At 57.8% G+C, this 20,733-nt stretch carries 22 protein-coding genes; 7 read left to right on the plus strand and 15 right to left on the minus strand.

The window, feature by feature from the left end:
* Genes EV586_RS13980 through EV586_RS13990 form a run of 3 tightly spaced genes read right to left on the minus strand, consistent with a single transcriptional unit; the run spans position 1 to position 5,635 of the window.
* Positions 1-2,424, minus strand: a complete 2,424-nt coding sequence (locus EV586_RS13980) for a sugar phosphate nucleotidyltransferase (RefSeq protein WP_132945736.1) — start codon at positions 2,422-2,424, stop codon at positions 1-3.
* Positions 2,421-5,213 (minus strand): 1,4-alpha-glucan branching protein domain-containing protein, encoded by a 2,793-nt coding sequence (locus EV586_RS13985; protein ID WP_165898603.1) that lies wholly within the window; start codon positions 5,211-5,213, stop codon positions 2,421-2,423. The genes EV586_RS13980 and EV586_RS13985 overlap by 4 nt, the downstream gene beginning before the upstream one ends.
* A gap of 11 nt (positions 5,214-5,224) precedes the next feature.
* The gene (locus tag EV586_RS13990; RefSeq protein ID WP_132945738.1) at positions 5,225-5,635 is read right to left on the minus strand and encodes a hypothetical protein; all 411 of its coding nucleotides are present in this window, start codon (positions 5,633-5,635) and stop codon (positions 5,225-5,227) included.
* A 160-nt stretch (positions 5,636-5,795) separates the two neighbouring features.
* Between EV586_RS13990 and EV586_RS13995 the strand changes: the two genes are divergently transcribed.
* The 4 genes from EV586_RS13995 (at position 5,796) to EV586_RS14010 (ending at position 7,790) form a co-directional block, all read left to right on the plus strand.
* The gene (locus EV586_RS13995; protein ID WP_132945739.1) at positions 5,796-6,140 is read left to right on the plus strand and encodes a DUF4383 domain-containing protein; all 345 of its coding nucleotides are present in this window, start codon (positions 5,796-5,798) and stop codon (positions 6,138-6,140) included.
* 101 nt (positions 6,141-6,241) lie between these two features.
* On the plus strand, positions 6,242-6,673 hold the full coding sequence (locus EV586_RS14000) for a CBS domain-containing protein (RefSeq protein ID WP_132945740.1): 432 nt from the start codon (positions 6,242-6,244) through the stop codon (positions 6,671-6,673).
* A gap of 74 nt (positions 6,674-6,747) precedes the next feature.
* Complete coding sequence (locus EV586_RS14005) at positions 6,748-7,182, plus strand: CBS domain-containing protein (RefSeq protein ID WP_132945741.1); 435 nt, start codon at positions 6,748-6,750, stop codon at positions 7,180-7,182.
* A gap of 98 nt (positions 7,183-7,280) precedes the next feature.
* Positions 7,281-7,790, plus strand: coding sequence for a VanZ family protein (locus tag EV586_RS14010; RefSeq protein ID WP_132945742.1), 510 nt, complete (start codon positions 7,281-7,283; stop codon positions 7,788-7,790).
* Positions 7,791-7,817: 27 nt separating this feature from the next.
* On the opposite strand, the gene EV586_RS14015 is transcribed toward EV586_RS14010, so the two are convergent.
* The 5 genes from EV586_RS14015 to EV586_RS14035 form a co-directional block, all read right to left on the minus strand.
* Positions 7,818-8,246 carry a hypothetical protein gene (locus EV586_RS14015; RefSeq protein WP_132945743.1) on the minus strand — a complete coding sequence of 143 codons (429 nt, stop codon included), beginning with the start codon at positions 8,244-8,246 and terminating at the stop codon, positions 7,818-7,820.
* Positions 8,247-8,255: 9 nt separating this feature from the next.
* Positions 8,256-9,062, minus strand: coding sequence for an N-acetylmuramoyl-L-alanine amidase (locus EV586_RS14020; protein WP_132945744.1), 807 nt, complete (start codon positions 9,060-9,062; stop codon positions 8,256-8,258).
* Between the two features lie 112 nt (positions 9,063-9,174).
* Positions 9,175-9,807: a CBS domain-containing protein gene (locus EV586_RS14025; RefSeq protein WP_165898604.1), complete on the minus strand. Its 633-nt coding sequence runs from the start codon at positions 9,805-9,807 to the stop codon at positions 9,175-9,177.
* Positions 9,808-9,867: 60 nt separating this feature from the next.
* Positions 9,868-10,284, minus strand: a complete 417-nt coding sequence (locus tag EV586_RS14030; protein ID WP_132945746.1) for a hypothetical protein — start codon at positions 10,282-10,284, stop codon at positions 9,868-9,870.
* A 79-nt stretch (positions 10,285-10,363) separates the two neighbouring features.
* The gene (locus tag EV586_RS14035) at positions 10,364-11,515 is read right to left on the minus strand and encodes a citrate/2-methylcitrate synthase (RefSeq protein WP_132945747.1); all 1,152 of its coding nucleotides are present in this window, start codon (positions 11,513-11,515) and stop codon (positions 10,364-10,366) included.
* A gap of 480 nt (positions 11,516-11,995) precedes the next feature.
* Between EV586_RS14035 and sda the strand changes: the two genes are divergently transcribed.
* Positions 11,996-12,136, plus strand: a complete 141-nt coding sequence (gene sda, locus EV586_RS14040) for a sporulation histidine kinase inhibitor Sda (protein ID WP_087455095.1) — start codon at positions 11,996-11,998, stop codon at positions 12,134-12,136.
* Between the two features lie 104 nt (positions 12,137-12,240).
* Here the strand turns inward: sda and EV586_RS14045 are convergent, their stop codons facing one another.
* Positions 12,241-13,275 (minus strand): 23S rRNA (cytidine(2498)-2'-O)-methyltransferase RlmM, encoded by a 1,035-nt coding sequence (locus EV586_RS14045; protein WP_243653045.1) that lies wholly within the window; start codon positions 13,273-13,275, stop codon positions 12,241-12,243.
* Between the two features lie 137 nt (positions 13,276-13,412).
* Between EV586_RS14045 and EV586_RS14050 the strand changes: the two genes are divergently transcribed.
* On the plus strand, positions 13,413-14,099 hold the full coding sequence (locus tag EV586_RS14050; RefSeq protein WP_207893912.1) for an ADP-heptose synthase: 687 nt from the start codon (positions 13,413-13,415) through the stop codon (positions 14,097-14,099).
* A gap of 132 nt (positions 14,100-14,231) precedes the next feature.
* On the plus strand, positions 14,232-14,765 hold the full coding sequence (gene hpt, locus EV586_RS14055) for a hypoxanthine phosphoribosyltransferase (RefSeq protein ID WP_132945749.1): 534 nt from the start codon (positions 14,232-14,234) through the stop codon (positions 14,763-14,765).
* A gap of 53 nt (positions 14,766-14,818) precedes the next feature.
* Here the strand turns inward: hpt and EV586_RS14060 are convergent, their stop codons facing one another.
* The 6 genes from EV586_RS14060 to polA all read right to left on the minus strand — a co-directional run bounded on the left by EV586_RS14060 (position 14,819) and on the right by polA (position 20,677).
* Positions 14,819-15,028, minus strand: coding sequence for a hypothetical protein (locus EV586_RS14060; RefSeq protein ID WP_132945750.1), 210 nt, complete (start codon positions 15,026-15,028; stop codon positions 14,819-14,821).
* Between the two features lie 54 nt (positions 15,029-15,082).
* Positions 15,083-15,673, minus strand: coding sequence for a lytic transglycosylase domain-containing protein (locus tag EV586_RS14065; protein WP_132945751.1), 591 nt, complete (start codon positions 15,671-15,673; stop codon positions 15,083-15,085).
* Positions 15,670-16,284, minus strand: coding sequence for a dephospho-CoA kinase (gene coaE, locus EV586_RS14070; RefSeq protein WP_132945752.1), 615 nt, complete (start codon positions 16,282-16,284; stop codon positions 15,670-15,672). The genes EV586_RS14065 and coaE overlap by 4 nt, the downstream gene beginning before the upstream one ends.
* 21 nt (positions 16,285-16,305) lie before the next feature.
* Positions 16,306-16,983: a sporulation membrane protein YtaF gene (gene ytaF, locus EV586_RS14075; RefSeq protein ID WP_132945753.1), complete on the minus strand. Its 678-nt coding sequence runs from the start codon at positions 16,981-16,983 to the stop codon at positions 16,306-16,308.
* 63 nt (positions 16,984-17,046) lie between these two features.
* Positions 17,047-17,883, minus strand: a complete 837-nt coding sequence (mutM, locus tag EV586_RS14080; RefSeq protein WP_132945754.1) for a DNA-formamidopyrimidine glycosylase — start codon at positions 17,881-17,883, stop codon at positions 17,047-17,049.
* Positions 17,884-18,013: 130 nt separating this feature from the next.
* Positions 18,014-20,677 carry a DNA polymerase I gene (polA, locus tag EV586_RS14085; RefSeq protein ID WP_132945755.1) on the minus strand — a complete coding sequence of 888 codons (2,664 nt, stop codon included), beginning with the start codon at positions 20,675-20,677 and terminating at the stop codon, positions 18,014-18,016.
* Between the last annotated feature and the right edge of the window lie 56 nt (positions 20,678-20,733).

Genomic DNA, 20,733 nt, shown 5'->3' on the forward strand with positions numbered 1-20,733 from the left:
CTACCCCCTTACGCTTGTCTTTTGGTAGTCGCGAATCTTCTGGGCGTACATCCCGGCCAGCTCTTCCGCGAGCTGTTCGGTCACGCCTTGGGCAAACACTTGGAACATCGGCTCATCCGAATCGGGCAGGATCAGCGTCCAGCCCCCGTCCTTGAACACTTTGATCCCGTCGACCAGCTCCACCGTCTCATCCCTCAGCTCCTCGATCAACAGCCGCATCACCCGCCCTTTGTCTTCCCACGGGCAGGGTACATCGCGGCGCAGCAGGTGGAAATGCGGAATCGACTCGACCAGCTCAGACAGAGCCAGCCTGCTCAGCGCCAGCGTGTCGAGCACTTTGACCAGCATGTACATCGCGTCGTACAGCATCGGGAAGGGCTGGTGCCGGAGCGGCTCCATCAACGAACGCGGATTGGCTTTGGTCCGGACGGCCAGCGCCCCGAACTTGGCGGCCAATGTCTCGATGATGCTCGGCGCCGTGACCGGCACCGCCACTTTGTCGCTGCCGGAGATGAGCTGGATCAGGGTCTGCAAAGCCAGCAGGCGGTCCCGTTCGATCATCTGGCTGCGGTCGGTGATCAACGCGATCTCTTCGCCGTTGTCATCGAAGCGCACGCCGAGGTGGAAGATGCCGGTCGAGACGAGATTCTGCAGCTCTCCTTGCGACGCTTCCCTGGCGTCGAGCACCGACACTTTGCAGCCGAGCCGCTCCATCAGCTCCGGAACGAAGCGGCCCCACAGCATCGGGTCGTATTGCATCGCCACGCGGAACCGCTCGCGTTTGACGGCGTCCACGCTGACCTGTTGGAGCAGTTCGGCGGCATACGACTCCTGCAGCCCGGTGAACACCCGATTGCGCCCGATCTGCGCGAGGTTGGCCCGGCGAAAGTCTTCCTGCCAGTAGGCGTTTTCGATCTTGCGCTCCAGCGCTTTGTCGATGTTGATCCCGCTCTGATCGAGGCATTCGATCAGCACGCGGTCATCGCCCGCCGGGCCGAGTCTCCTGACTTGAATGCCCGCTTCCGCTTCCACGCATCGCACGGCATAGCGCAGCATCGGCGTCGTCGCCGCCCCGCAGTCGATCGTGTTCACGCCGGCCGAATGGAGCCCAGCCGCCAGCGCCCGCTTGATCAGGCTGGAGAACGGATCATGGTCGCAGGCGACAGCGACGCTCGCGCCAAAAGGAAGTGCCGCACCAAACGCCGCAGCCAGTCGCCCCGCAAAGTCGGGCGTCATGTCAACATTGCCGATGCCTTGCACGCCGTACAGCCCAAACAGACTTTTCTCCAGCTTCTCGCCCCAGATCAGCGACGAGTGCGCGACTGTGCCTTCCTGCACGCGCTTGCCCGGCCACAATTTGACCTGCGGCTTGACGACCGACTTGGCGCCAAGCGAACAGGCGTCGCCGATCACCGAACCTTCGAAACAGGCGACGTGCGACTGCAGGTTGAGCTGCGAGCAGAGCGTGGCGCCGCGCAGCTCCACCCCGTCGCCCAGGTAGCTGCGGTTCCAGACGACAGTGCGCTTGAGCGATGCGCCCGCCTTGATCACATTGCCCACGCCAAGCACCGTGTACGGCCCGATGTGTGCCCCCGCTTCGATCACCGTGTCCCGCCCGATGTAGCAGGGCGGCTCCAAGGTCACGCCTTCTGCGACCTGTGCCCCTTGCCCCATCCAGATCTTCGGCGCGACGCGGAAGCCTTGGATCGCACAGTTCACCTTCCCCTCCAGCATGTCAAACTGGGTCTGGCGATACTGCGCCAGATTCCCGATGTCCGACCAGTACCCTTCCGCCACATAGCCATACAGGTCATGCCCGTTCTGCATGAGCTTCGGGAACAGATCTTTGGAGAAATCAAACTCCTGATCTTCCGGAATGAATTCCAGAACTTCTTTTTCAAAAATATAGATGCCGGTGTTCACCGTGTCGGAAAACACCTCGCCCCACGACGGCTTCTCCAGAAAGCGGGTGATCCGCCCGTCCGCCTCTGTGATCGCCACGCCGAACTCCAGCGGCGTCTCGACGCGGGTCAAGATGATCGTAGCCAAGGCGCCTTTTTCCCGGTGGGCGCGCACGGCGGCGAGCAGGTTGAAATCGGTCAGCGCATCGCCGGAGATGACGATAAACGTCTCATCGAGAAACTCCTGCGCGTTTTTCACCGATCCGGCCGTGCCAAGCGGCGTCGTCTCTTCGAAATAGGCGATCTGCACACCGTGCTCCGACCCGTCGCCAAAATAGCCGCGGATCACATCCGGCATGTATTGCAGCGTCACCGCGATGTCCCCTGCGCCGCTTCTCTGCAAGAGGTCGATCGTGTAGGCCATGCAAGGCTGACCGAGCAGCGGCACCATCGGTTTCGGCTTGTTGCAGGTCAATGGCCGCAGCCTGCTGCCTTTACCGCCGGCAAGAATCACAGCTTTCATCTCTGTTCACCCGCTTCCTGCACCTTCTTTTGCAGCGCCTGCTCATAGACGAGGAGCGTGCCTCGCGCGATGGCAGGCCAGCTGTACGCGTCGATCGCTTTTTGCCTGCCCCGCTCGGCCGTCGCTCTCGTGCCGTCCGGATCGGCGAACAGCTGCAGGAGCGTGTCGCACAGATTCCCCGGATCGCCCGGCTCGACCAGCCAGCCGTCCCGACCGTGGTCGAGGATCTCCGCCAAGCCGCCCGTACGCGCCGCGACGGTCGGTGTGCCTGCGCCCATCGCTTCCAACGCCACGATGCCAAACGGCTCATACAGGCTGGGAAACACGGCAGCATCGGCCGCCAACATCAGGCGGTTGCGCTCCTCATCCGACACAAAGCCGAGAAAGTCCACCTGTTCGGCGATGCCTAAAAACGCGGCCTGCTCCTTCAGCTGAGCCAGCATCGGCCCTTTGCCGGCGATGACAAACCGCGTGTCGGGGTGGTGCTGCAGCAGGGCTGGCGCGCTCGCCAACAGCACCTGCACCCCTTTTTCCGGGACGAGCCGGCCGACGTAAAACACCGTTTTGGCTGTGCTGTTTTTCACTTGCCCGGACGACCGGAGCCCGCGCGACAGTTCGGTCAGGTCAACGCCGTTGGGCAGCACATGCAGGCGGTCGCGAGCGATGCCGTAGATCTCGCCAAGCTCCTGTTGCATGTACTTCGAGCAGACGATCACTTCGGCCGACTCCCGGGCCAGTTGTTGCTCGATCGCAAAGATCCGGTGTTGCAAGTCGTTGTGAACCCCATGGTTGCGCCCATGCTCCGTCGCGTGAATCGTCGTCACCAGCGGCAGGCCGGACATTTCCGATAGCAGCAGGGCACATTCGGCGGCCAGCCAGTCGTGCGCGTGTATCAGGTCGAACGGCCCGCAGGCGGCTAGCACTCGGCTGCCCATCGCGCCGAGCCGAATGTTCAGCAAGGCCGCCCACTGCACAAAATCGTCATGCTCATAGTCGGGCGCCTGCACCCGGTGCACATGCACGCCATCGACCACCTCGTACTCCGGCGTGCCTTCACCATGGCAGGTGACGACATGCACTTCAATCCCCGCTTCTGCCATCGCCCGCGACAGGTCATAGACATGACGAGCCAGCCCGCCGATGGTGCGCGGCGGGAATTCCCAGGACAGCATCAGGACGCGCCGCTCCGGACTCTGTGTCAGTTCCGCCGGCTCCTCCTCGAGGAAATGGCCAAGGTGCAGCTCCGGGAAAATCGGGGTCGCCGCTTCCCATTCGGCCAGCAAGTCTTCCCTGATGCCGTTTGCTTCGATCTGAGCGGCGAGCCGTTCAGCGCGCGCCAAATGCTCGGTCGTGCGCCGCACGCCATAGTCGACCGTCGTGCCCATCGTGATCATAAACGGCCAGTCGCTCGCTTCGGCGAGCAACGTTTCCCGGGCCAGTTGCCGCAGCGCCCGCCCGGTCAGCGGATCGGCGATGCTCCCGCTGCGCTGCGCCCTTCGCACCAAGTCGACCAGCCGCTCTTCGAGGCGGTGCAGGTGCGGGTAGATCCAGTCGTTCGTCTCGTTCAGCCAGACGTCCGCATACCCGCCGCGCCCCCAAGAGGACAGAACGAGCTCCGCCCGCGTTGCTTCAGGGAACTGCTGCAGATATGCGCCGGGGGTGGTCATCCCAAGCTCGGTGCCGGCCAGTTTCAGCGCGACTTGCTCCAGCCACTGCGGACCTTCATACCACCAGTGGCCAAACAGCTCCGCGTCATACGGGGCGGTGATCAGCGGCGGGCGTCCGTCCGATATCGTCCAATCGAGGGAGTGAAGCCGCTGCAGCCGGGACGTCACAAAATGCTCCGCATGCTCGCTGCACGTGGCGGCCGCTCGGACCGGGTTGTACAGTTCCTTCTCGTTGCCCCGTCCCGTGACGCGGTGGTATTTGATCCCCGTGTTCACGCGGATGCCTTCCGGATGGATGTGGTCGCGAATGTACGAAAGCTCCAGGTCGAAACCGATGTCGCGGTAATATTCGCGATAATTGGGGTGGCCCGGATAACCGCTGAAGGAGCTCCACACTTGCCCCGCCGATTCCGGGTCGCGGCCCAGCGCGTACACGTCCGCTTCGGCCGTCATGAGCGGCCGATAGACGCTGTTTTCGCCAAAAGCGTGCGAATCGACCAGAAAATAGGCGAGCCCCTCGTCGGCCAGCACCCGTTCGATGCCGGGCAGGTAGCCGCACTCCGGCAGCCAGATCCCGCGCGGTCGGCGTCCGATGATGCGCTCATGCGTTTCACAGGCGAGCGCGACCTGCGCCCGGCGCAACTCCTCCCGCCCGATCACCGGCAGAAAGCCATGCGTAGCGCCGCAGGTCATCAGCTCCAGATGCCCGCTCGCTTCCAGATCGGCCAGCCTGGCCGTCACGTCGCGCCCGCAGCCTTCGAACTGGTCGAGCAGCCCGCGATAGCGGGCGTAATACATCCGCGCCAAGTTCTGCAACTCCGATTCATGCACGGTGCGCACGAGCTCCTTTTCGGTCAGCTCGATCGTTTTCTTCATATGTTTGACATACCGCGCGCCCATCGCCTCATCGGTGAGCAGCGTCAGCAATGTCGGCGACACCGTCAGCGCATAGGCGAATGGAACGCACGTTTCGCGCAGCCGCTCAAAAACGGCAAGCAGCGGCAGATAGGTTTCGGACAACGCTTCAAACAGCCATCGTTCCTCCAGCGCATGCGCCCCCTCCGCATGGCGCACGTATGGCAGATGGGCATGCAAGATCATCGCCAAATAGCCTTTTTTCATCCCCATCCTCCTCACGTCACACGATAGATCGAATAGGAGCTGATGCTGTCAGGGCGCTCCCGCCTTCGGGAGACAGCAGCATGGGGCCCCGGCATTCTCACACTCGTTTCATAAAGAGGCCAAAACTCGCCCTTCATCTCCAAGCCATACTCCACTCGAACTTCTGCACTTGATCGCAGCCCATCTACAAAAGCAGCGCCGTATTCTGCCGGGCAGGGCAACAAGCGCACAGTTCCCGTCCCGCTCTCGATCCGAAGCAGCCGCGGCGCCCGCTCCCACCCGTCCGGAAACTGGCGGTCCGCGATCTTTTGCAGGGCCGTTCCTTCCGCCCAATGCACCCAGATGCGCTTCTTGTCGAGCGCCAGCGCGTACAGCCGATCATCCCGGTAACGCGACGGCAGGTGATCCCAACCCTGCTGCAAACAACATTCACCCCTTTGACTTGGTGATGGGACAATGAATCTCTATTTTTTTATGAAAAGGCCTCTCGAAAAAGAACGGCATATTGCCGCGAACGGCTCATAAGGTGAAGTAAGCGCAACAACGATTGCGCAATTCATCTCGCAAGGAGGACGATCAAGAATGGCGAAGGTGTATGCTCGTGCAGCCGGTTGGATTTTCCTGCTCATCGGGATCCTCGGGTTCTTCATTACTGACCTCCTCGGACTCATCCAGTTTGATACGACCCACAACATTGTCCACTTAGTCCTCGGGGTGCTCGGGATCGCGGCCGGTCAAAATGCCAACTGGTCGCGGCTGTATGCGCAAGTGTTCGGTGTGATCTACCTGCTGCTGGGGATCGTCGGCTTCTTCCTCTCCGACTTCCTTGGGATGCATCTGGAAGTGACCGAAAACCTGATTCACATCATCCTCGGTGCCTGGGGTCTGTACGCGGTGCTCGGCGAGAAGGAAACGGCCGGCGAATAGCGGCAGGCAGGCAACGCATACTAAGACTGTCGGGTGTTCCCGGCAGTCTTTTTGCGTTGCCACACCCGTTTTTCCACACCACGTACCAAGGAGGCGGTTGCATGAAGGTCCGTGATCTCATGACCCAAGAAGTGATCACCCTGAAGGCGAAGCACACGCTGCAAGATGCGGCGAAGCTGATGCTTGACCTCAATGTCGGCGTGATTCCGGTCGCCGAAGAAGGGGACAAACTGCGCGGCATCATCACCGACCGCGACATTGTCGTGCGCGCCGTCAGCAAAGGTGCGAATATCCGAACTGCGAAGATCAACGACTACATGAGCCCGAAACTCGTTTCGATCAATCCGTCCGAATCGGCCGAAGAAGCGGCCAAGCTGATGGCGGAACATCAGATTCGCCGTCTGCCGGTCGTCGAAGAAGGTCACATGGTCGGCATCATCTCCCTCGGCGACTTGTCGGTGGTCAACATCCACGAAAACGAAGCCGCTTTTGCCCTGCACGAGATCTCCAATCCGGCTCGTCCGCAGCTGTAACCGCATAGCCCCTGCGCTTTTTGGCATACTAAGCTTGGTTGCACTACCATTCCACTCATGAGGAGGGCGATTCCATGCAAATCCGTGAACTCATGACTTCTGACGTTGAATCCTGCTCATCGCAGGACTCCCTGCAGCAAGTGGCACAGATCATGGCCGACCTCGATGTCGGCATCGTGCCGATCGTACGTGACGGCGGCTATCTCGAAGGCTGCATCACCGACCGCGACATCGTCATCCGCGCGGTGGCCAAGGGCATGGATGTCAACGCGACCCGCGTTGACGAGTGCATGACCGAAAACATCGTTTCCTGTACCCCGGATCAATCGGCACAAGAAGCGGCACAGCTGATGGCCGACAACCAGGTCCGCCGTCTGCCGGTGGTCGAAGACGGCCGTCTGGTCGGGATCGTGGCGATCGGCGACCTCGCTGTGGAACGCAAAGCGGACGAATCGGCCGGCTACGCGCTGAGCGAAATCTCCGAACCGGCTCATCCGGAACTGCACTAATCTCTCGTCTCTTTTTCAGCCAAATGGACAAGACCCTGCGCGGGTCTTGTCCATTTGCTGTTCCAAAGGTACACTGTACGAAAAGGAGGGACGGCCTGATGATCGCAGAACGCAGACGATTTGGGATCTGGCTCTTGCTCAGCCTCGCCTGGATGCTGCTCATCTTTTACAAATCGGGACAGTCCTACGGCGAACAGGACCTGCGCCCCCTGCTCCGGCAATGGATCGAAGAGCCGACGCTTCTGCTCGTGCTGCCGAACATCGAATTTTTGTATGACGGCGGGCTGGTCTCCTACCAAGATCCCTATTCGATGCTCGAGTTTTTCATCCGCAAAGCGGCGCATGTGACCGAATATTTCATTCTCGCCTTCCTGCTCTGGCGCACCTTTGCGGCCACGACGGTGCGGCAGGTCAGCGCGCTCATCTTGACGGCGCTGCTGTCCATTTTGTATGCGGCGTCCGACGAGTGGCACCAGTCGTTTGTACCCGGTCGCACTGGGCATGCGATCGACGTGTATGTGGACAGCATCGGCGTGTTTCTGGTCGTGTTGCTTGCGCTTTTCTTCCGGTCCGGACGATCCAAGCGTCAAAAAACTCTCTCAAGATGATCTGAGAGAGTTTTTCTGTTTAGCGCTTTAGCGCTCCTCGCCGGTGATCAGTCGAGCCGGCTCTGGCGCGCTGCCGGGCGCAGCAGACATCAGCGAAGCGCTCGCCGGCGCTGCAGCGCCGCGGCGATCCTCAAGCCACGCCGATTCGATCACCGCGCGCATGTCTTTCATCGGCACGTCTTGCATGCCGCATGTCCCGCATTTGTCCATCAGGTATTTGATCGCTTCGTTCATCTTGGCCGGACCGTCTTCCATCGTATATACAGTCTCCGCATAGGAGAAAGCTTCCCGCCCGAGTTGTGCCAACAGTTGTCGATTCTGCAAGGTGGTCTGGGCATCATAGTAGTTCTGCATGCGTTGTTTGAGATTTCGAAGCAGGAGCAGACCGGCAAGGACAGCAAGTTGCAGCACGATCGACACGCCGTCTTGCAACATCCCGAGGATCTGTTCCGTCATGGTGGCCACCTACCTCCCGCTTCGGATAAAGTTGTAAAAGCGCACGAGCACAGATGCCATCTCCGCTCGTGTCACCGCTTGTTCAGGACGCCACGTCCCGTCCTCGTAACCGGTCATCACGCCCCACTCGATCACTTGGCGGATCGATTCTTCCGCCCAGGCCGGCAGAACTTCCGGCTGCTTCGGCGGGGTGACGGGTGTCGGTGTGGACGGCGTTCCCGGCTGCGGGGTCGGGCGGGCCGGTGCGTTATATGGCAGATCAAAAATCGCGCACACCCCCCTTGCCGCACCTTCTGCGGCAGCAATTTGATAGTCACGGGTCGCCATGCGGCGCGCTTCGGCCGCATTGGTGATAAAACCCGCTTCGACCAGCACCGCATCCATCACCGTGTCGCGCAGGACCTGAAAATCCCCAAAATACACACCCCGGTTGGTCTGACCTGTCGACGAAGCGATCGCAGCGGCGATCCGCTCCGCCCATTGGTTGGTACGGCCGCCGCGGGTGGACGGATGAATCCAGACCGCAGAGCCGTTTACGGCAGCCGAACTCGCCGCATCGGTGTGCCAGGAGATATACAGGTCGGCCTTGGCGTTGTTGGCGATGCTGGCGCGGTAGGCCAGATCCTGCCCGATCGTCCCATCAGGGTCAGGCAGCGTGTCGGTCGTTCGCGTCATGATGACACGAAAGCCGCAGCGCTGCAGCGCATCGCGAAGCAAGAGCGAAGTCTGCAACACGAGGTTCTTCTCCTGATATCCGTTCCCTGCCGCTCCCGGATCTCTGCCTCCATGCCCCGGATCAATCACAACTAACGGCACTGCCCTCACTCCTTTCAGGACATTTCGTGATCAGCATATGAATCCTTCCGGCCAAACGTGAAAAAAGCGTCCACATCCCGTTCGGATGTGGACGCTGAAAAGCTTGCATCCCCTATCGAGTTACATGGAACACGCGCACGCCGACTTGGCGCAGGTCTTCTGTGATCGCATCGACATCGGCATCAGGCGCGACCTTGAAAGATACGCGGCGATACCCAAAGTCTGCATCGTCATCGAGCACGAGCAGCCCGAAGATGTTCGAGTACTTGCGCACAACATCGGCAAACTTGAGCAGGGAACCTTGCATCTCCGGCATGGAGACGGTCATGCGGATGCCCGGCTTGTGCATGCCCAGCGCATCGCGCAGCATTTCGAAGTTGGCGCTGTGCGTCACGATGCCCGTGAACGTGCCTTCCTCGGACAGCACCGCAATAAACGGCACGCGGTCGATCGCTAACAGAATGTCTTCGATGCTGCCTTCCTCGTGAATCGTTGCATTCTTGTTGACCGTGATCGCATCGACCTTCGTCTCAGTCAGGAACTGCTCTTTATCGGCAGAACCGCTTTCAAAATAAGCCTTGTGAACATCCGCATAGCCGACCATACCGAAAAACGCTCCGTCCGCTACGACCGGAATATGTTGGAACCCGCAGGAATCGAGCGCCGTGAGCAGCTCGTTCAGATTCGCTGTAGGTTCGATTGTTACGACCTTATGAGCTTCTACTTTCAGCTGTTGTACAATCACCCATGACATCCCCTTTCTTCTCTCTTCTTTATCTATTCGGCGGTCCTGCAAACTTTCCTCTTACAGTTGAAAAATAATTAAAGCCCCTGCCAGCACCGCCAGCGCTGCCAAATAGATCAGCAGTCCGCGCACGTATTCTTTGCCTTGCATCCCGTAGAAAATGCGCGAGATGATCGCCATCAGCACCATTGCGATAAAGGACACGGAGAACAGAGTCATGCCGAGCGCTTCGCCCGCGCTGCGCACCGCGTACTCCCCGTTTTGATCAACCATCATCAAGCCGATCATCAGGTTGGACAGATACGCCTGTCCGATCAGAAAGACGGGAACGGCAAACATCCAGCGCTGCATCGAGACTTTCTTGCGGAAGAACAGGACGATCAGGATCTGTGCCAACAGGGGCAACAGCGTATAGTAGCCGAGAAAAAACAATGCAAAGTCAGGATCGGTCTGCAATTTCTCAAAAATGTTGGTCATGGTGAATTCTGCCTTTCTGCTTGGGAATGGAGTCATAAAAAAGGCTCCCCGCATCGCGAGGAGCCTGATCGGCGGCCGTTTATTTACGCTCTTCGATCGGAACGAACGATTGATCCACCGGACCTACGTAGTCGGCAACCGGACGGATGATGCGGTTGTTCGCATACTGTTCGAGAATGTGTGCCGTCCACCCGGAAACGCGGGAGATGACGAACAGCGGGGTGAACAGTTCAACCGGAATGCCCATCGCGTTGTACAGGGAGCCGGAGTACAGGTCGACGTTGTACTTCAGGTCTTTGCCCTTCTTCGCGAAGTGTTCGAGCACGACGCCTTCGGTGATCTCAGTCATTTCATACCACTTGGTTTCGCCAACCTTTTCGGTCAGCTGTTTCGCGTAACGCTTCAGCACGAGACCGCGCGGGTCGTAGGAGCGGTAGACACGATGGCCGAAGCCCGGAACTTTTACGCCGTTGTCCAGCTTGTTTTGCACTTCCGAAGCTGCGTTTTCCACCGAGTTGATCTCCATCAGCATGCGGAGCACGTCTTCGTTTGCGCCGCCGTGCAGCGGGCCTTTCAGCGCGCCGATCGCCGAAGTGACGCCGGAGTACATGTCGGACAGAGTCGCCACCGTGCAGCGTGCGGTAAAGGTCGAAGCGTTAAACTCGTGGTCAGCGTGCAGGATGAGCGCGACATCAAACGCTTCCACCGACAGCTCATCCGCATCTTTCCCGGTCAACATATACAGGAAGTTCGCCGCATGGCCGAGATCATGGCGCGGAGCCACATAATCTTTGCCTTGCTTAAAGCGTCCGATCGCTGCGGTGATCGAGGCGAGCATCGACACGAGCTTGGTCGCCTGCTTGATGTGCGTCTCATGATCCATCGACTTATCCGGGTCCACCGTGCCGAGGTAAGATGCTGCCGTGCGCAGAATTTCCATGCCGGTCGGGTTCGCCTGAGAGTTGCTGAGCGCCTTCACCAGTTCCAGCACATCGGACGGGATCTCGCGGTTTTTCTTCAGCTCTGCGTCGAGAGCTGCCAGTTCGCTCACATTCGGGAGCTTGCCGTACCAGAGCAGGTACACCACTTCTTCAAAAGAAGTTTTCCCGACCAGATCGTTAATATCATATCCTTGATAGACGAGACGGCCTTGTTTCCCGTCTACGAGGCAGATGGAAGAATCACCTGCAACAACGTCTTGCAAACCCGCTTTCGCTTTTGCTTCAGACATTGACGAACACCTCCTGAAAAATACGATGTTTCCATATAGTCAACTTATACCCAGAATAATCCGATGTTACTTATTATACAGGACTTGGTCTCGTTGGTCGAACTTTGTGAATGGGCTTTCATTCATTTCTCGGACTGCGAAAGCCCGTAGCCTTGCGAAAGCGTTTACTTGCTTGGATTTAGCCATCTTTAGCGTACCCTGCACAACGTGGGTTATTTGTCGAAAAAAAATTTTTTTGGTACCTGTTGGCTGTTCACTGGAAATTGTGGATAAGTTTGTACACAGTTTTCCACACACTCGTCTATGGCAAATATGTCCTTTTCCACAGTGAATCCACAACTTACCCACAAACTGTACACAGGGTCTTGTGGATAATCGGAACGCTTGTTCGCTCCTATATTCCATGATATAGTCATACCACAACCAACTCGCGCGCGGGATTTGGTAGAGTACGAGACCAGAACTGTGAGGTGAACCACCATGCATTTACTGAGTGATGAGTACCTTGTTGAAGCTTACACGAACGCAGTGAAGCAGAAGTTGGACAGACAGTTTATCGACCTGTTATACAAGGAAGTCCAAGCACGGGGTCTTACAGTCTCTGTCAGCATCGCTTCGTAACCTACCGTTCCCAAGAATGTTCGACAGAGCATTTGCATGATCGAGAAAGGCCTGTTCTACCGGGGAACGGGCCTTTCTCGCATGGCGACCGCGAGCACATTCGCTTACAGCTCTTCTTCTTTCATTAAATATAATGTCAGTTCTTCACGGTTGTGGAACAGCTGCTTCGCTTTGAGCAGCACCAGTTGCGGCTCCAGGTTCTCCAGCGCATCCCTGACCGTTTGAAACGGCTTTTTGTGCATCAGCTTGACGGTGATGATCGCCACGCCGCCCGTCTCCACGGCGGGCAAGAGTTCGGCCACCAGCTTGCTCATCTGCTTCGGGCTCCAGCTCATATCGCATACGAGCAGATCGAACGCCCCTTCTGGAAAAGTGACGTCCCCCGCGTTCTTTTGCAGGAAGGTGAGGTTGGCGTGTCCCGACACGGACGGGTGCAAGGCGCCCGGGTCGATGGCGGTCACCTGCAGGTTCCGCTCGAGCAAAAGCGACGTCCAGCCGCCGGGTGCGGCCCCGATGTCGAGCGCGCTGCGGAACTGGGAGAGGTCGAGATGGAACCGTTCTTCCGCTTCCAAGAGCTTGAACTTGGCGCGCGATACCTGCTCCTCTTCTTTGCGGTAGCGCACCATCCCCCCGTTCCAATCGGATAGATTTTCATACGGCGTGGAGATTCCGAAATAGCACGTGCCGTCCGTCAAGTACACGGAGATGATCTTGTCGGCGCCGCGGACGACCGGCTCCACGCTTTGCTCTTGTTCCAAGATCGGGTCGAGCGCGTCTTTCACGCCATACGGCGTATAGGCGAACTTGACCTCTTTGACTTTGCGGGCTTGCACCGCCACTTTTTCGCCTGCCTGAAAGGGGCGCAACTGCTGAATAAACTCGATCAGACGCATCAGGTCCTCTGCCGACTTGTCGAGCGGCAGTTCGTGCTGTACCGGCTGGATGTGGCGCAGGAAGATCGGCTCCTGTTCGAGCAGAGCGGCTGTCACCACTTCGGCCGGAGCGGGCACATCGATCAAAAACACTTCTCCCGCATCGAGATAGCGGAATTTCACGCCCGGGAACAGGCGGCGGATCTCTTCTTGCGCGTACTGGGCAAATCCGAAATTGGATGAGCCGATAAAACGAGATGAAGTCATAAGTTCCTCCAAACCAATCATTTTACTATGTATTCTTCTCAGTATAGCAAACAACATGTGACTTTTTCCTTATAAAAATGGTTGCGCACAAGGTCTTCGTCCGATATGCTTTTTTTAATAAAGGAGTTGGGGTTACGATGCAGCGTTTTGTAGTGGAACCAATCTTGTTTGCAATGTTTGGCGAACTGTTATTTCCAACGGAGCCAATCGAATATATCATCCCCTACTCGACCGTCATGGAACTGTATGATTTGCGGGAGAGCGAGGAAGTCATTTCCGATCCGCAAGAAAACGAGCGCGTCAAAGCTAATTTGGAGAAGATCATCCAATTCTTTGAGCAGCCGTTCGTATCCAAGAAGCTCGACAAATCACTTCGCGTGCCGTGGCAGAAGAGCCGTCCGATCCTGTTCAACGAAAACGTGACGTTCACCGTCGTCAACGCGCTGGACAACGCCGAATACGGCGAAGAGTTCGACCCGGTGGAGACGGAGCTCATTTTGCTGGCGCGGCGCGAGCAGATCCCTTTGATCACCGACCAGTTGCAGTTTCAGCAACGCATCGTGGAAGCGCGGATCAACATCACGGTGATCGACGTGGCCGATTTTGGCTTCCAAGTCGATGATGGGATGTTTGAGGAGCTGGAGATGTACGAAGAGGACCCGGTGCTGGCTCAGGCGCCTGTCAACTCGTTTGAAGCGCAGGAAGGCGCGCTCAGCGCCGCCGAAGAACGCACCATCCGCTCCAAGTCGAACAAGATGCTGCCCTGGGTGGTCAGCATTTTCGGCCTGATTTTGGTGTTGTTCGTCATCACCTTGATCCAGTGAAAAAGCTCTGCACACTTTTTCGTGTGACAGAGCTTTTTTTGTGGAATGCTGTAGAGGTGTTGCCACAAAGATATCACTACGGTACAATTAGCCAAAATACAGTAACCTTCGTGAAACAGGAGGCCAAACCCCATGGCAAAGACTCGTGACCGCATCCTCTTCAGCCGTGAAGCGATCCAGAAAAGGGTCGCCGAACTCGGCGTGCAATTGTCCCAAGATTATAAGGACGGCGAAGTTGTCGTCATTTCCCTTCTGCGCGGCAGCTTTGTGTTTACTGCTGACTTGGTGCGGGAGATTACCGTTCCGGTCAACGTGGACTTCATGACCACGTCCAGTTACGGACACGGTGAGCACAGCGCCGGTCGGGTGGAGATCGTCACCGATATTCGCACCGACATCGCGGGCAAAGATGTGCTGGTCTGCGATGACATTCTCGACACCGGCATCACCATGCGCGGCGTGCTCGATCATCTGGCAGCCAAGAACCCGAAGAGTTTGAAGACTTGCACCTTCCTCGACAAGCCGTCCCGCCGTCTGGTGGACGTGCCGCTCGACTACACCGGCATCACGATCGAAGACCTGTTTGTCGCAGGCTATGGCCTGAACTTGGGCGACTACGCCCGCAACCTGCCGTACATCTTCGTCCGCGAGACGGTGGAAGAATAAGCGCTTGCGATACCAAAAGCCCGATCCCTCCTGCGAGGGGTCGGGCTTTTTGGCTAGATCTTGTGTTTTTTCGTCGGAAGGGGTTCGACCAGATCGCGGTATTCATGTCCTGCCGGCATGCGGTCGAGCTCAAAATCCTCCTGCTCACCGCGGGTGGTGTCATCGATCGCATCCCCGGACAGGAAGTCGTTCTTCATGTTTTCGTGCGTCAAGTGCTTGTGCAGGTTGCCAAGACGATCCCGATAGGTCTCGCGCTCTGTCATCAGCCATGCCCCCTTTCGCGTATAGTGTCCGTCTCTGCAAAGGGGGTGATACGATCAAAAATCTGGGTAGAGCTGCTGATATTTTGTGTACGAAAAGCTGACCCGCTGTATGTAATGCCGCGTCTCACCGACCGGGATCTTCTCCGAGGCGGCGAGCGTTCCATCCCAGACGCCTTCTTTCATCCAGCGCGAGACACGCCCTTGTCCGGCGTTGTAAGCAGCGATAGCAGCCGCCTGGTTGCCGTCAAACTGCTTGAGCAGGTAGGCCATGTACCAGGAGCCCATGCGGATGTTCGTCTCCGGATCGGACAGGTCTTCGATGCCGCGGTAGGGAATCTCGCTTTCCTTGGCGATCCATTCGGCCGTCTCCGGCATCAACTGCATCAGGCCGACCGCGCCGACCTTGGAGACGTTTTCCGTGCGAAACTTGCTTTCCACGCGGATGATCGCAGCGACGAGCAGCGGGTCGATCTGATGGGTCTCGGCCGCTTGGCGAATCTCCGCCTCATGATAAATCGGGTAGATAAAGCGCCAGAACCAGTCGCTGCCCACGGCGAGCACGATCAGGAAGATCAGGCCGAGGATGATGGCGACTTTGCGTTTGGCTTGGGGCGTGAGTACCCACGAGATGCGAGGCCAGATCAACGGGACCTTTCCCTCTGGAGACGGGTCAGTTCGACCCAGACCTCCTGCACCTGCCGCTGTGTTTCCTCGATCGTGCCCCGGTTGTCGATCAGGAAGTCGGCATAGCGCTTTTTCTCCTCGATGGGCATCTGGGCGGAGATGCGTTGTTCCGCCGCTTCTGCCGACAGCTCGTCCCGTTTCAGGAGACGCTCATATTGCGTCTCCCGATCCACATAGACAACGACCGTCTTTTCCACCTCTTGATAAATTCCCGTTTCGATCAACAGCGGAATGTCCCAGATGATGATCGCCCGGCTGTCGCGGGCTAGGGCTGCCGCTGTCTGTTGATCGCGCTCCTCACGGACGCGCGGATGGACGATGCTGTTGAGCTTCAGCCTGTTTTCCTCCTTGCCGAAAACCAGCGACCCGAGCTTGGCACGGTCCAGTTCGCCGTTTGGCAACAGCACTTCTTTGCCAAAATGATCGACAATCTCCAGGAATGCCTGCTTGCCGGGCTGCTGCACCTCGCGCACGATCTTATCTGCATCGACGATGACCGCTCCTGCTTCTGCGAACATCTTCGAAACGGTGCTTTTTCCTGTTGCTATCGAGCCGGTCAGACCTACGATCATAGTGAGCCTCCTGTCACCGCTTTAAAAAAATTTCGAAATGCCGATCAGGATCAGCATCACGCCTGGTATATAGACCATTTTGCGCAAAAGGCGCGCATCTGCAAAGCGCATGCCGACCCGAAGACCTGTATAGATGAACACAAGGTTCATCACAGCGATCGTCAACGCTGTCGGAATGGAATGAAAACCGATCAAGCTCGCCCCGACGCCCGCTCCAAAACCGTCCATCGACAAAGCAAAGCCGAGGATCAGGCCTTCTTTGACCGAAATGTCACCAGAGCGGTCGACGTCTGCGGAGGACGGAGTACGCAGAATCTGAATGACCAGTCCGATCTTCTTCAGTTCCACGTGCAAGACCGTCTTCTGTCCCTCTTCTGCCGGCTGGTCGAGGACAGGCATCGGCTGTTCCTCGGCCACCAGATCTTTTTCCTTCTGGGTCAAAATGTTATAGATCGCAAAACTGCCGACGCCTATCAGAATGACCGCACCAAACGTTTTGGCGAAGGAGTCGGTCAGGAACTGGGAAAGCACGTCGCCCAGCTGCATCGCAACCAAGATCATCGTCGCCGAACAGAGCGTAACGACAAGCAGGGACCACAGAGGAAAGCGGATTTTACGGAGTCCGTAAGTCAAGCCTACGCCAAAACCGTCGAGTGAGACGGCAAAGGCAAGCACCAGCAGGGAGAAATAGTGAAGCACGCTGACTCCTCCTTCCCTCAATCTGCCACCATGATATGCGCAGGAGGGAAAAAGGGTGTTCCGTTACTTGTCCAGCGGCTGACACGACGGGCAGAAGTGCGTGCCCCGCCCGCCGACGCGGGTCTTAGCGATCTCCGTGCCGCACGCGGGACACGGGGTGTTTTCATGGCCGTAGACTTTGAGCTGATGCTGCATACCGCCCTCTTGCCCGTAGCCGTTGACGTACGACTTCACCGAGGAGCCGCCGAGCTCCACCGACTGGGTGAGCACCGCGACGATCGCCGCATGCAGACGCTCAATCTGCTCGCTGTTCAGGTCGGGGCCGCTCGCTTCCGGGTGAACGCCCGACTGAAAGAGCACCTCATCTACATAGATATTGCCAAGCCCGGCGACAAATGTCTGGTCGAGCAGCAAAACTTTGATTTTGCCGCTGCGGCGTTTATTCAGCGCCTGTGCGAGGACGTCGGCCGTAAACGTTTCGGCCAGCGGTTCCGGACCGAGCATGGCCAGTCCCGGCAGCAACGCGTATTCGCCGCGCGGGAGCAGGTCCATCGTGCCGAACTGACGCACGTCTTTGTAGCGCAGTTCGGTGCCGTCGGTGAAATGGAAGATGACGTGCGTATGCTTCTCAACCGGTTCGTCCGCATGGTACACGCCATAACGGCCTTCCATGCGCAGGTGCGAAACCAGCGTGTACGGTCCGATGGAGAGCAGCAGGTATTTGCCGCGGCGTTCCACCGCATCGATGGTGTGGCCTTGCAACATGAGGGCAAACTGCTGCACATCATCGGGCATCCGAATGATGCGCGGCAGGCTCACCGTCACATGATCGATCGTTTTGCCGAGGACCAGCGCTTCCAGCCCCCGGCGGACAGTCTCAACCTCCGGCAATTCCGGCATGAGGCCTCCTCCTTTCGTTAGCTGTCTATTCACCTGCAATCCGACACGCTTGCAGTCTTTTTGCAGACCTGTAATCTTCTTGCCGAGCTGTAGTCTTCTTGCAGTCTGCTTGATTTTTACATCCAGCGTTTTATTTAGCTTCGTACCAAGTGTCGCCGATGTTGATGTCCGCTTTGAGCGGCACGGAGAGCACAGTTACCTGCTCCATCTCATGGCGCACCAAGTCGGTGAGCTGCTCGATCTCCTCCGGCGGGCACTCGAAGATCAGTTCGTCGTGCACTTGCAGGAGCATTCTGGCGCGCAGCTTTTGGTCTTTCATCGCTTCGTGGATGTTGACCATCGCTTTTTTGATGATGTCAGCAGCCGTGCCTTGGATCGGCGTGTTCATCGCCGTGCGCTCGGCGAAGCTGCGGATGTTGAAGTTCGATGCTTTGATATCGGGCAGATGGCGCTTGCGGCCAAGCAGCGTAGTAACATATTCGTCCCGGCGCGCCTGCTCCACAACTTCTTCCATATACCGTTTCACGCCGGGGAACTTCGCAAAATAACTCTCAATAAACGCCCCCGCCTGCTTGCGCGGAATGTTCAAGTTTTGCGACAAGCCAAAATCGGAAATGCCATATACGATCCCGAAGTTGACCGCTTTTGCCGCTCGGCGCATGTTCGCATCCACCTCTTCCGGCGCCACTTCAAACACCTGCGTCGCCGTGCGGGTGTGGATGTCCTCGTCATGCACGAACGCGTCGATCATGCTCTCATCGCCCGAGATGTGCGCGAGAATCCGCAGTTCGATCTGCGAGTAGTCTGCTGCGAGGATCTTCCACTCCGGATCGGTCGGCACAAACACATGGCGCAGACGGCGCCCTTCTTCCGTGCGGATCGGGATGTTCTGCAGGTTCGGCTCGGTCGACGACAGACGGCCCGTCGCCGTCAGCGCCTGGTTGAACTGCGTGTGCACGCGGAAGTTGTCCCCCGACTGGCGCGCCGCATTCAACAGCCCTTCCACATAGGTGGACTGCAGTTTGCCCAAATGGCGATAATCGAGGATCTTCTGCACGACCGGCGAGTGCTCAGCCAATTTTTCTAATACATCGGCCGATGTGGAATAACCGGTCTTGGTCTTCTTCGACGCCGGCAGTCCCAGCTTGTCAAACAAGACTTCGCCGAGCTGTTTCGGCGAGTTGAGGTTGAACTCCAGCCCGGACAACTCGTAGATTTCTGCCTGCAGCGCTTCGATGCGCGTTTTGAGGTTCTCGCCGATCTCTTTGAGCTCCTCTGTGTCGATGCGCACGCCGGATGCTTCCATGTCGGCCAGCACAAAGGAGAGCGGCAATTCGAGGTCGCGGTACAGCGGCATCAGGTCGCTCGTCTCCAACGCCACTTCCAGCAGCTCTTTCAAATGCGCATTGGCTGCCGCGACCGAACCGGCCAACATCGCCCGCTCCTCCATCGAGACCTCAACCTTTTTCTTCGCCGTGCCTTTCGGGAGTGGATCGACCTTCCAGCCGATGTGGCGCTCGATCACGTCAAACAGATCGGGCGTGCCGTCAGACGGCGACAGCAAATACGAACCGAGCAGCGTGCAGAACACGTTGCAGTCCAGTTCGATCAGTTGCGTCTTCAGCGCGGCGCTGACCGCCTTCACATCGTAATAGACCTTCGTCTTGCCCGCATCTTGGAGCAGCGCCACCACTTCATTTGGCAACATGCCATCGAACGGCAGATACCAGGCGGCGTCTTTGGTCGCCATCGCCAGCCCGTGAATCTCACCGAGCTGATAGTTGCCTTCTACATCCAGATAGAGCCCCACTGTCTCCGGCAAGGTGTCGATGATCGCCCCCAGCTCGTCCGCACGGATGATCTGAGGGCTCACCACCGCATTTGCAGCTGCAGCCGGCTCTTCGGCCGCTTCCGACTCGGTGCCGCCTTGGGGCAGACGATCAAGCAGAGACTTAAATTCCAGCGCTTTGAAAATCTCGCGCACTTTCCCCGCATCATAAGATTCGAAACGATAGGACTCAAAATCGATGTCGAGCGGAACTTCGCGGTTGATCGTCGCCAAACGTTTAGACAGAAGTGCCGATTCGGCATGTTCGCGCAGCTTCTCCTGCAGCTTCTTGCCCGGCGCTTCGTCCGCATGTTCGAGCACTTCTTCCACCGTCGGGAATTGCGCCAGCAGCTTCAGCGCAGTCTTCTCCCCAACGCCCGGGATTCCCGGAATGTTATCTGACGTATCGCCCATCAGGCCTTTCAGGTCGATGATCTGCAGCGGGGTCAGCCCGTAGCGCTCCTGAATCTCTTTCTCGGTGTATTTTTCTGTCTCCGAGATGCCTTTGCGGGTCAGCATCGTCGTCACGTGATCGGAAACGAGCTGCAGCAAGTCTTTGTCCCCGGTGACCACCAGCGACTCAAAGCCCTGCGTTTCTGCTGCTTGAGTGATCGTGCCGATGATGTCGTCCGCTTCGTGGCCCTCGACTTCGAGATAAGGAATGTCGAAGCTGTCCAAGATCGAGCGCACGATCGGGAACTGCTCGCGCAGCTCGCCCGGTGTCTTCTCGCGCGTCCCTTTGTATTCCGGATAGATCTCCTGACGCACGGTCGCCTTGCCTTTGTCAAAGGCCACCATCAAATGGGTCGGCTGCTCGTCCTGCAGCAGCCGCAAAAGCATCGTTGTAAAGCCGTATGCGGCGTTCGTATACTGCCCTTTGCTGTTCGACAGCGGCGGCAGTGCAAAAAAAGCCCGGTATGTAATGGAGTTCCCGTCAATGAGAACCAATTTCTTTTTATCGGTCATGTCTCCACCTCTTCGCAAGGTATGTGCTTCGTTTATTGTAGCATAATGAAAAGTAA

The sequence above is a fragment of the Tumebacillus sp. BK434 genome (assembly GCF_004340785.1).
In the GTDB taxonomy this organism is placed as follows: domain Bacteria; phylum Bacillota; class Bacilli; order Tumebacillales; family Tumebacillaceae; genus Tumebacillus_A.

Excerpts from the sequence above, each read along its gene's own strand:
- EV586_RS13980 (WP_132945736.1), bottom strand. The coding sequence starts at position 2,424 with ATGAAAGCTGTGATTCTTGCCGGCGGTAAAGGCAGCAGGCTGCGGCCA.
- EV586_RS14060 (WP_132945750.1), bottom strand. The coding sequence starts at position 15,028 with ATGACAGAGCGCGAGACCTATCGGGATCGTCTTGGCAACCTGCACAAG.
- EV586_RS14050 (WP_207893912.1), top strand. The coding sequence starts at position 13,413 with ATGCAGCGTTTTGTAGTGGAACCAATCTTGTTTGCAATGTTTGGCGAA.
- hpt (WP_132945749.1), top strand. The coding sequence starts at position 14,232 with ATGGCAAAGACTCGTGACCGCATCCTCTTCAGCCGTGAAGCGATCCAG.
- EV586_RS14015 (WP_132945743.1), bottom strand. The coding sequence starts at position 8,246 with ATGACGGAACAGATCCTCGGGATGTTGCAAGACGGCGTGTCGATCGTG.
- EV586_RS14045 (WP_243653045.1), bottom strand. The coding sequence starts at position 13,275 with ATGACTTCATCTCGTTTTATCGGCTCATCCAATTTCGGATTTGCCCAG.
- polA (WP_132945755.1), bottom strand. The coding sequence starts at position 20,677 with ATGACCGATAAAAAGAAATTGGTTCTCATTGACGGGAACTCCATTACA.
- EV586_RS14010 (WP_132945742.1), top strand. The coding sequence starts at position 7,281 with ATGATCGCAGAACGCAGACGATTTGGGATCTGGCTCTTGCTCAGCCTC.
- EV586_RS14005 (WP_132945741.1), top strand. The coding sequence starts at position 6,748 with ATGCAAATCCGTGAACTCATGACTTCTGACGTTGAATCCTGCTCATCG.
- EV586_RS14000 (WP_132945740.1), top strand. The coding sequence starts at position 6,242 with ATGAAGGTCCGTGATCTCATGACCCAAGAAGTGATCACCCTGAAGGCG.
- coaE (WP_132945752.1), bottom strand. The coding sequence starts at position 16,284 with ATGATCGTAGGTCTGACCGGCTCGATAGCAACAGGAAAAAGCACCGTT.
- EV586_RS13995 (WP_132945739.1), top strand. The coding sequence starts at position 5,796 with ATGGCGAAGGTGTATGCTCGTGCAGCCGGTTGGATTTTCCTGCTCATC.
- mutM (WP_132945754.1), bottom strand. The coding sequence starts at position 17,883 with ATGCCGGAATTGCCGGAGGTTGAGACTGTCCGCCGGGGGCTGGAAGCG.
- sda (WP_087455095.1), top strand. The coding sequence starts at position 11,996 with ATGCATTTACTGAGTGATGAGTACCTTGTTGAAGCTTACACGAACGCA.
- EV586_RS14035 (WP_132945747.1), bottom strand. The coding sequence starts at position 11,515 with ATGTCTGAAGCAAAAGCGAAAGCGGGTTTGCAAGACGTTGTTGCAGGT.
- EV586_RS14030 (WP_132945746.1), bottom strand. The coding sequence starts at position 10,284 with ATGACCAACATTTTTGAGAAATTGCAGACCGATCCTGACTTTGCATTG.
- EV586_RS13985 (WP_165898603.1), bottom strand. The coding sequence starts at position 5,213 with ATGAAAAAAGGCTATTTGGCGATGATCTTGCATGCCCATCTGCCATAC.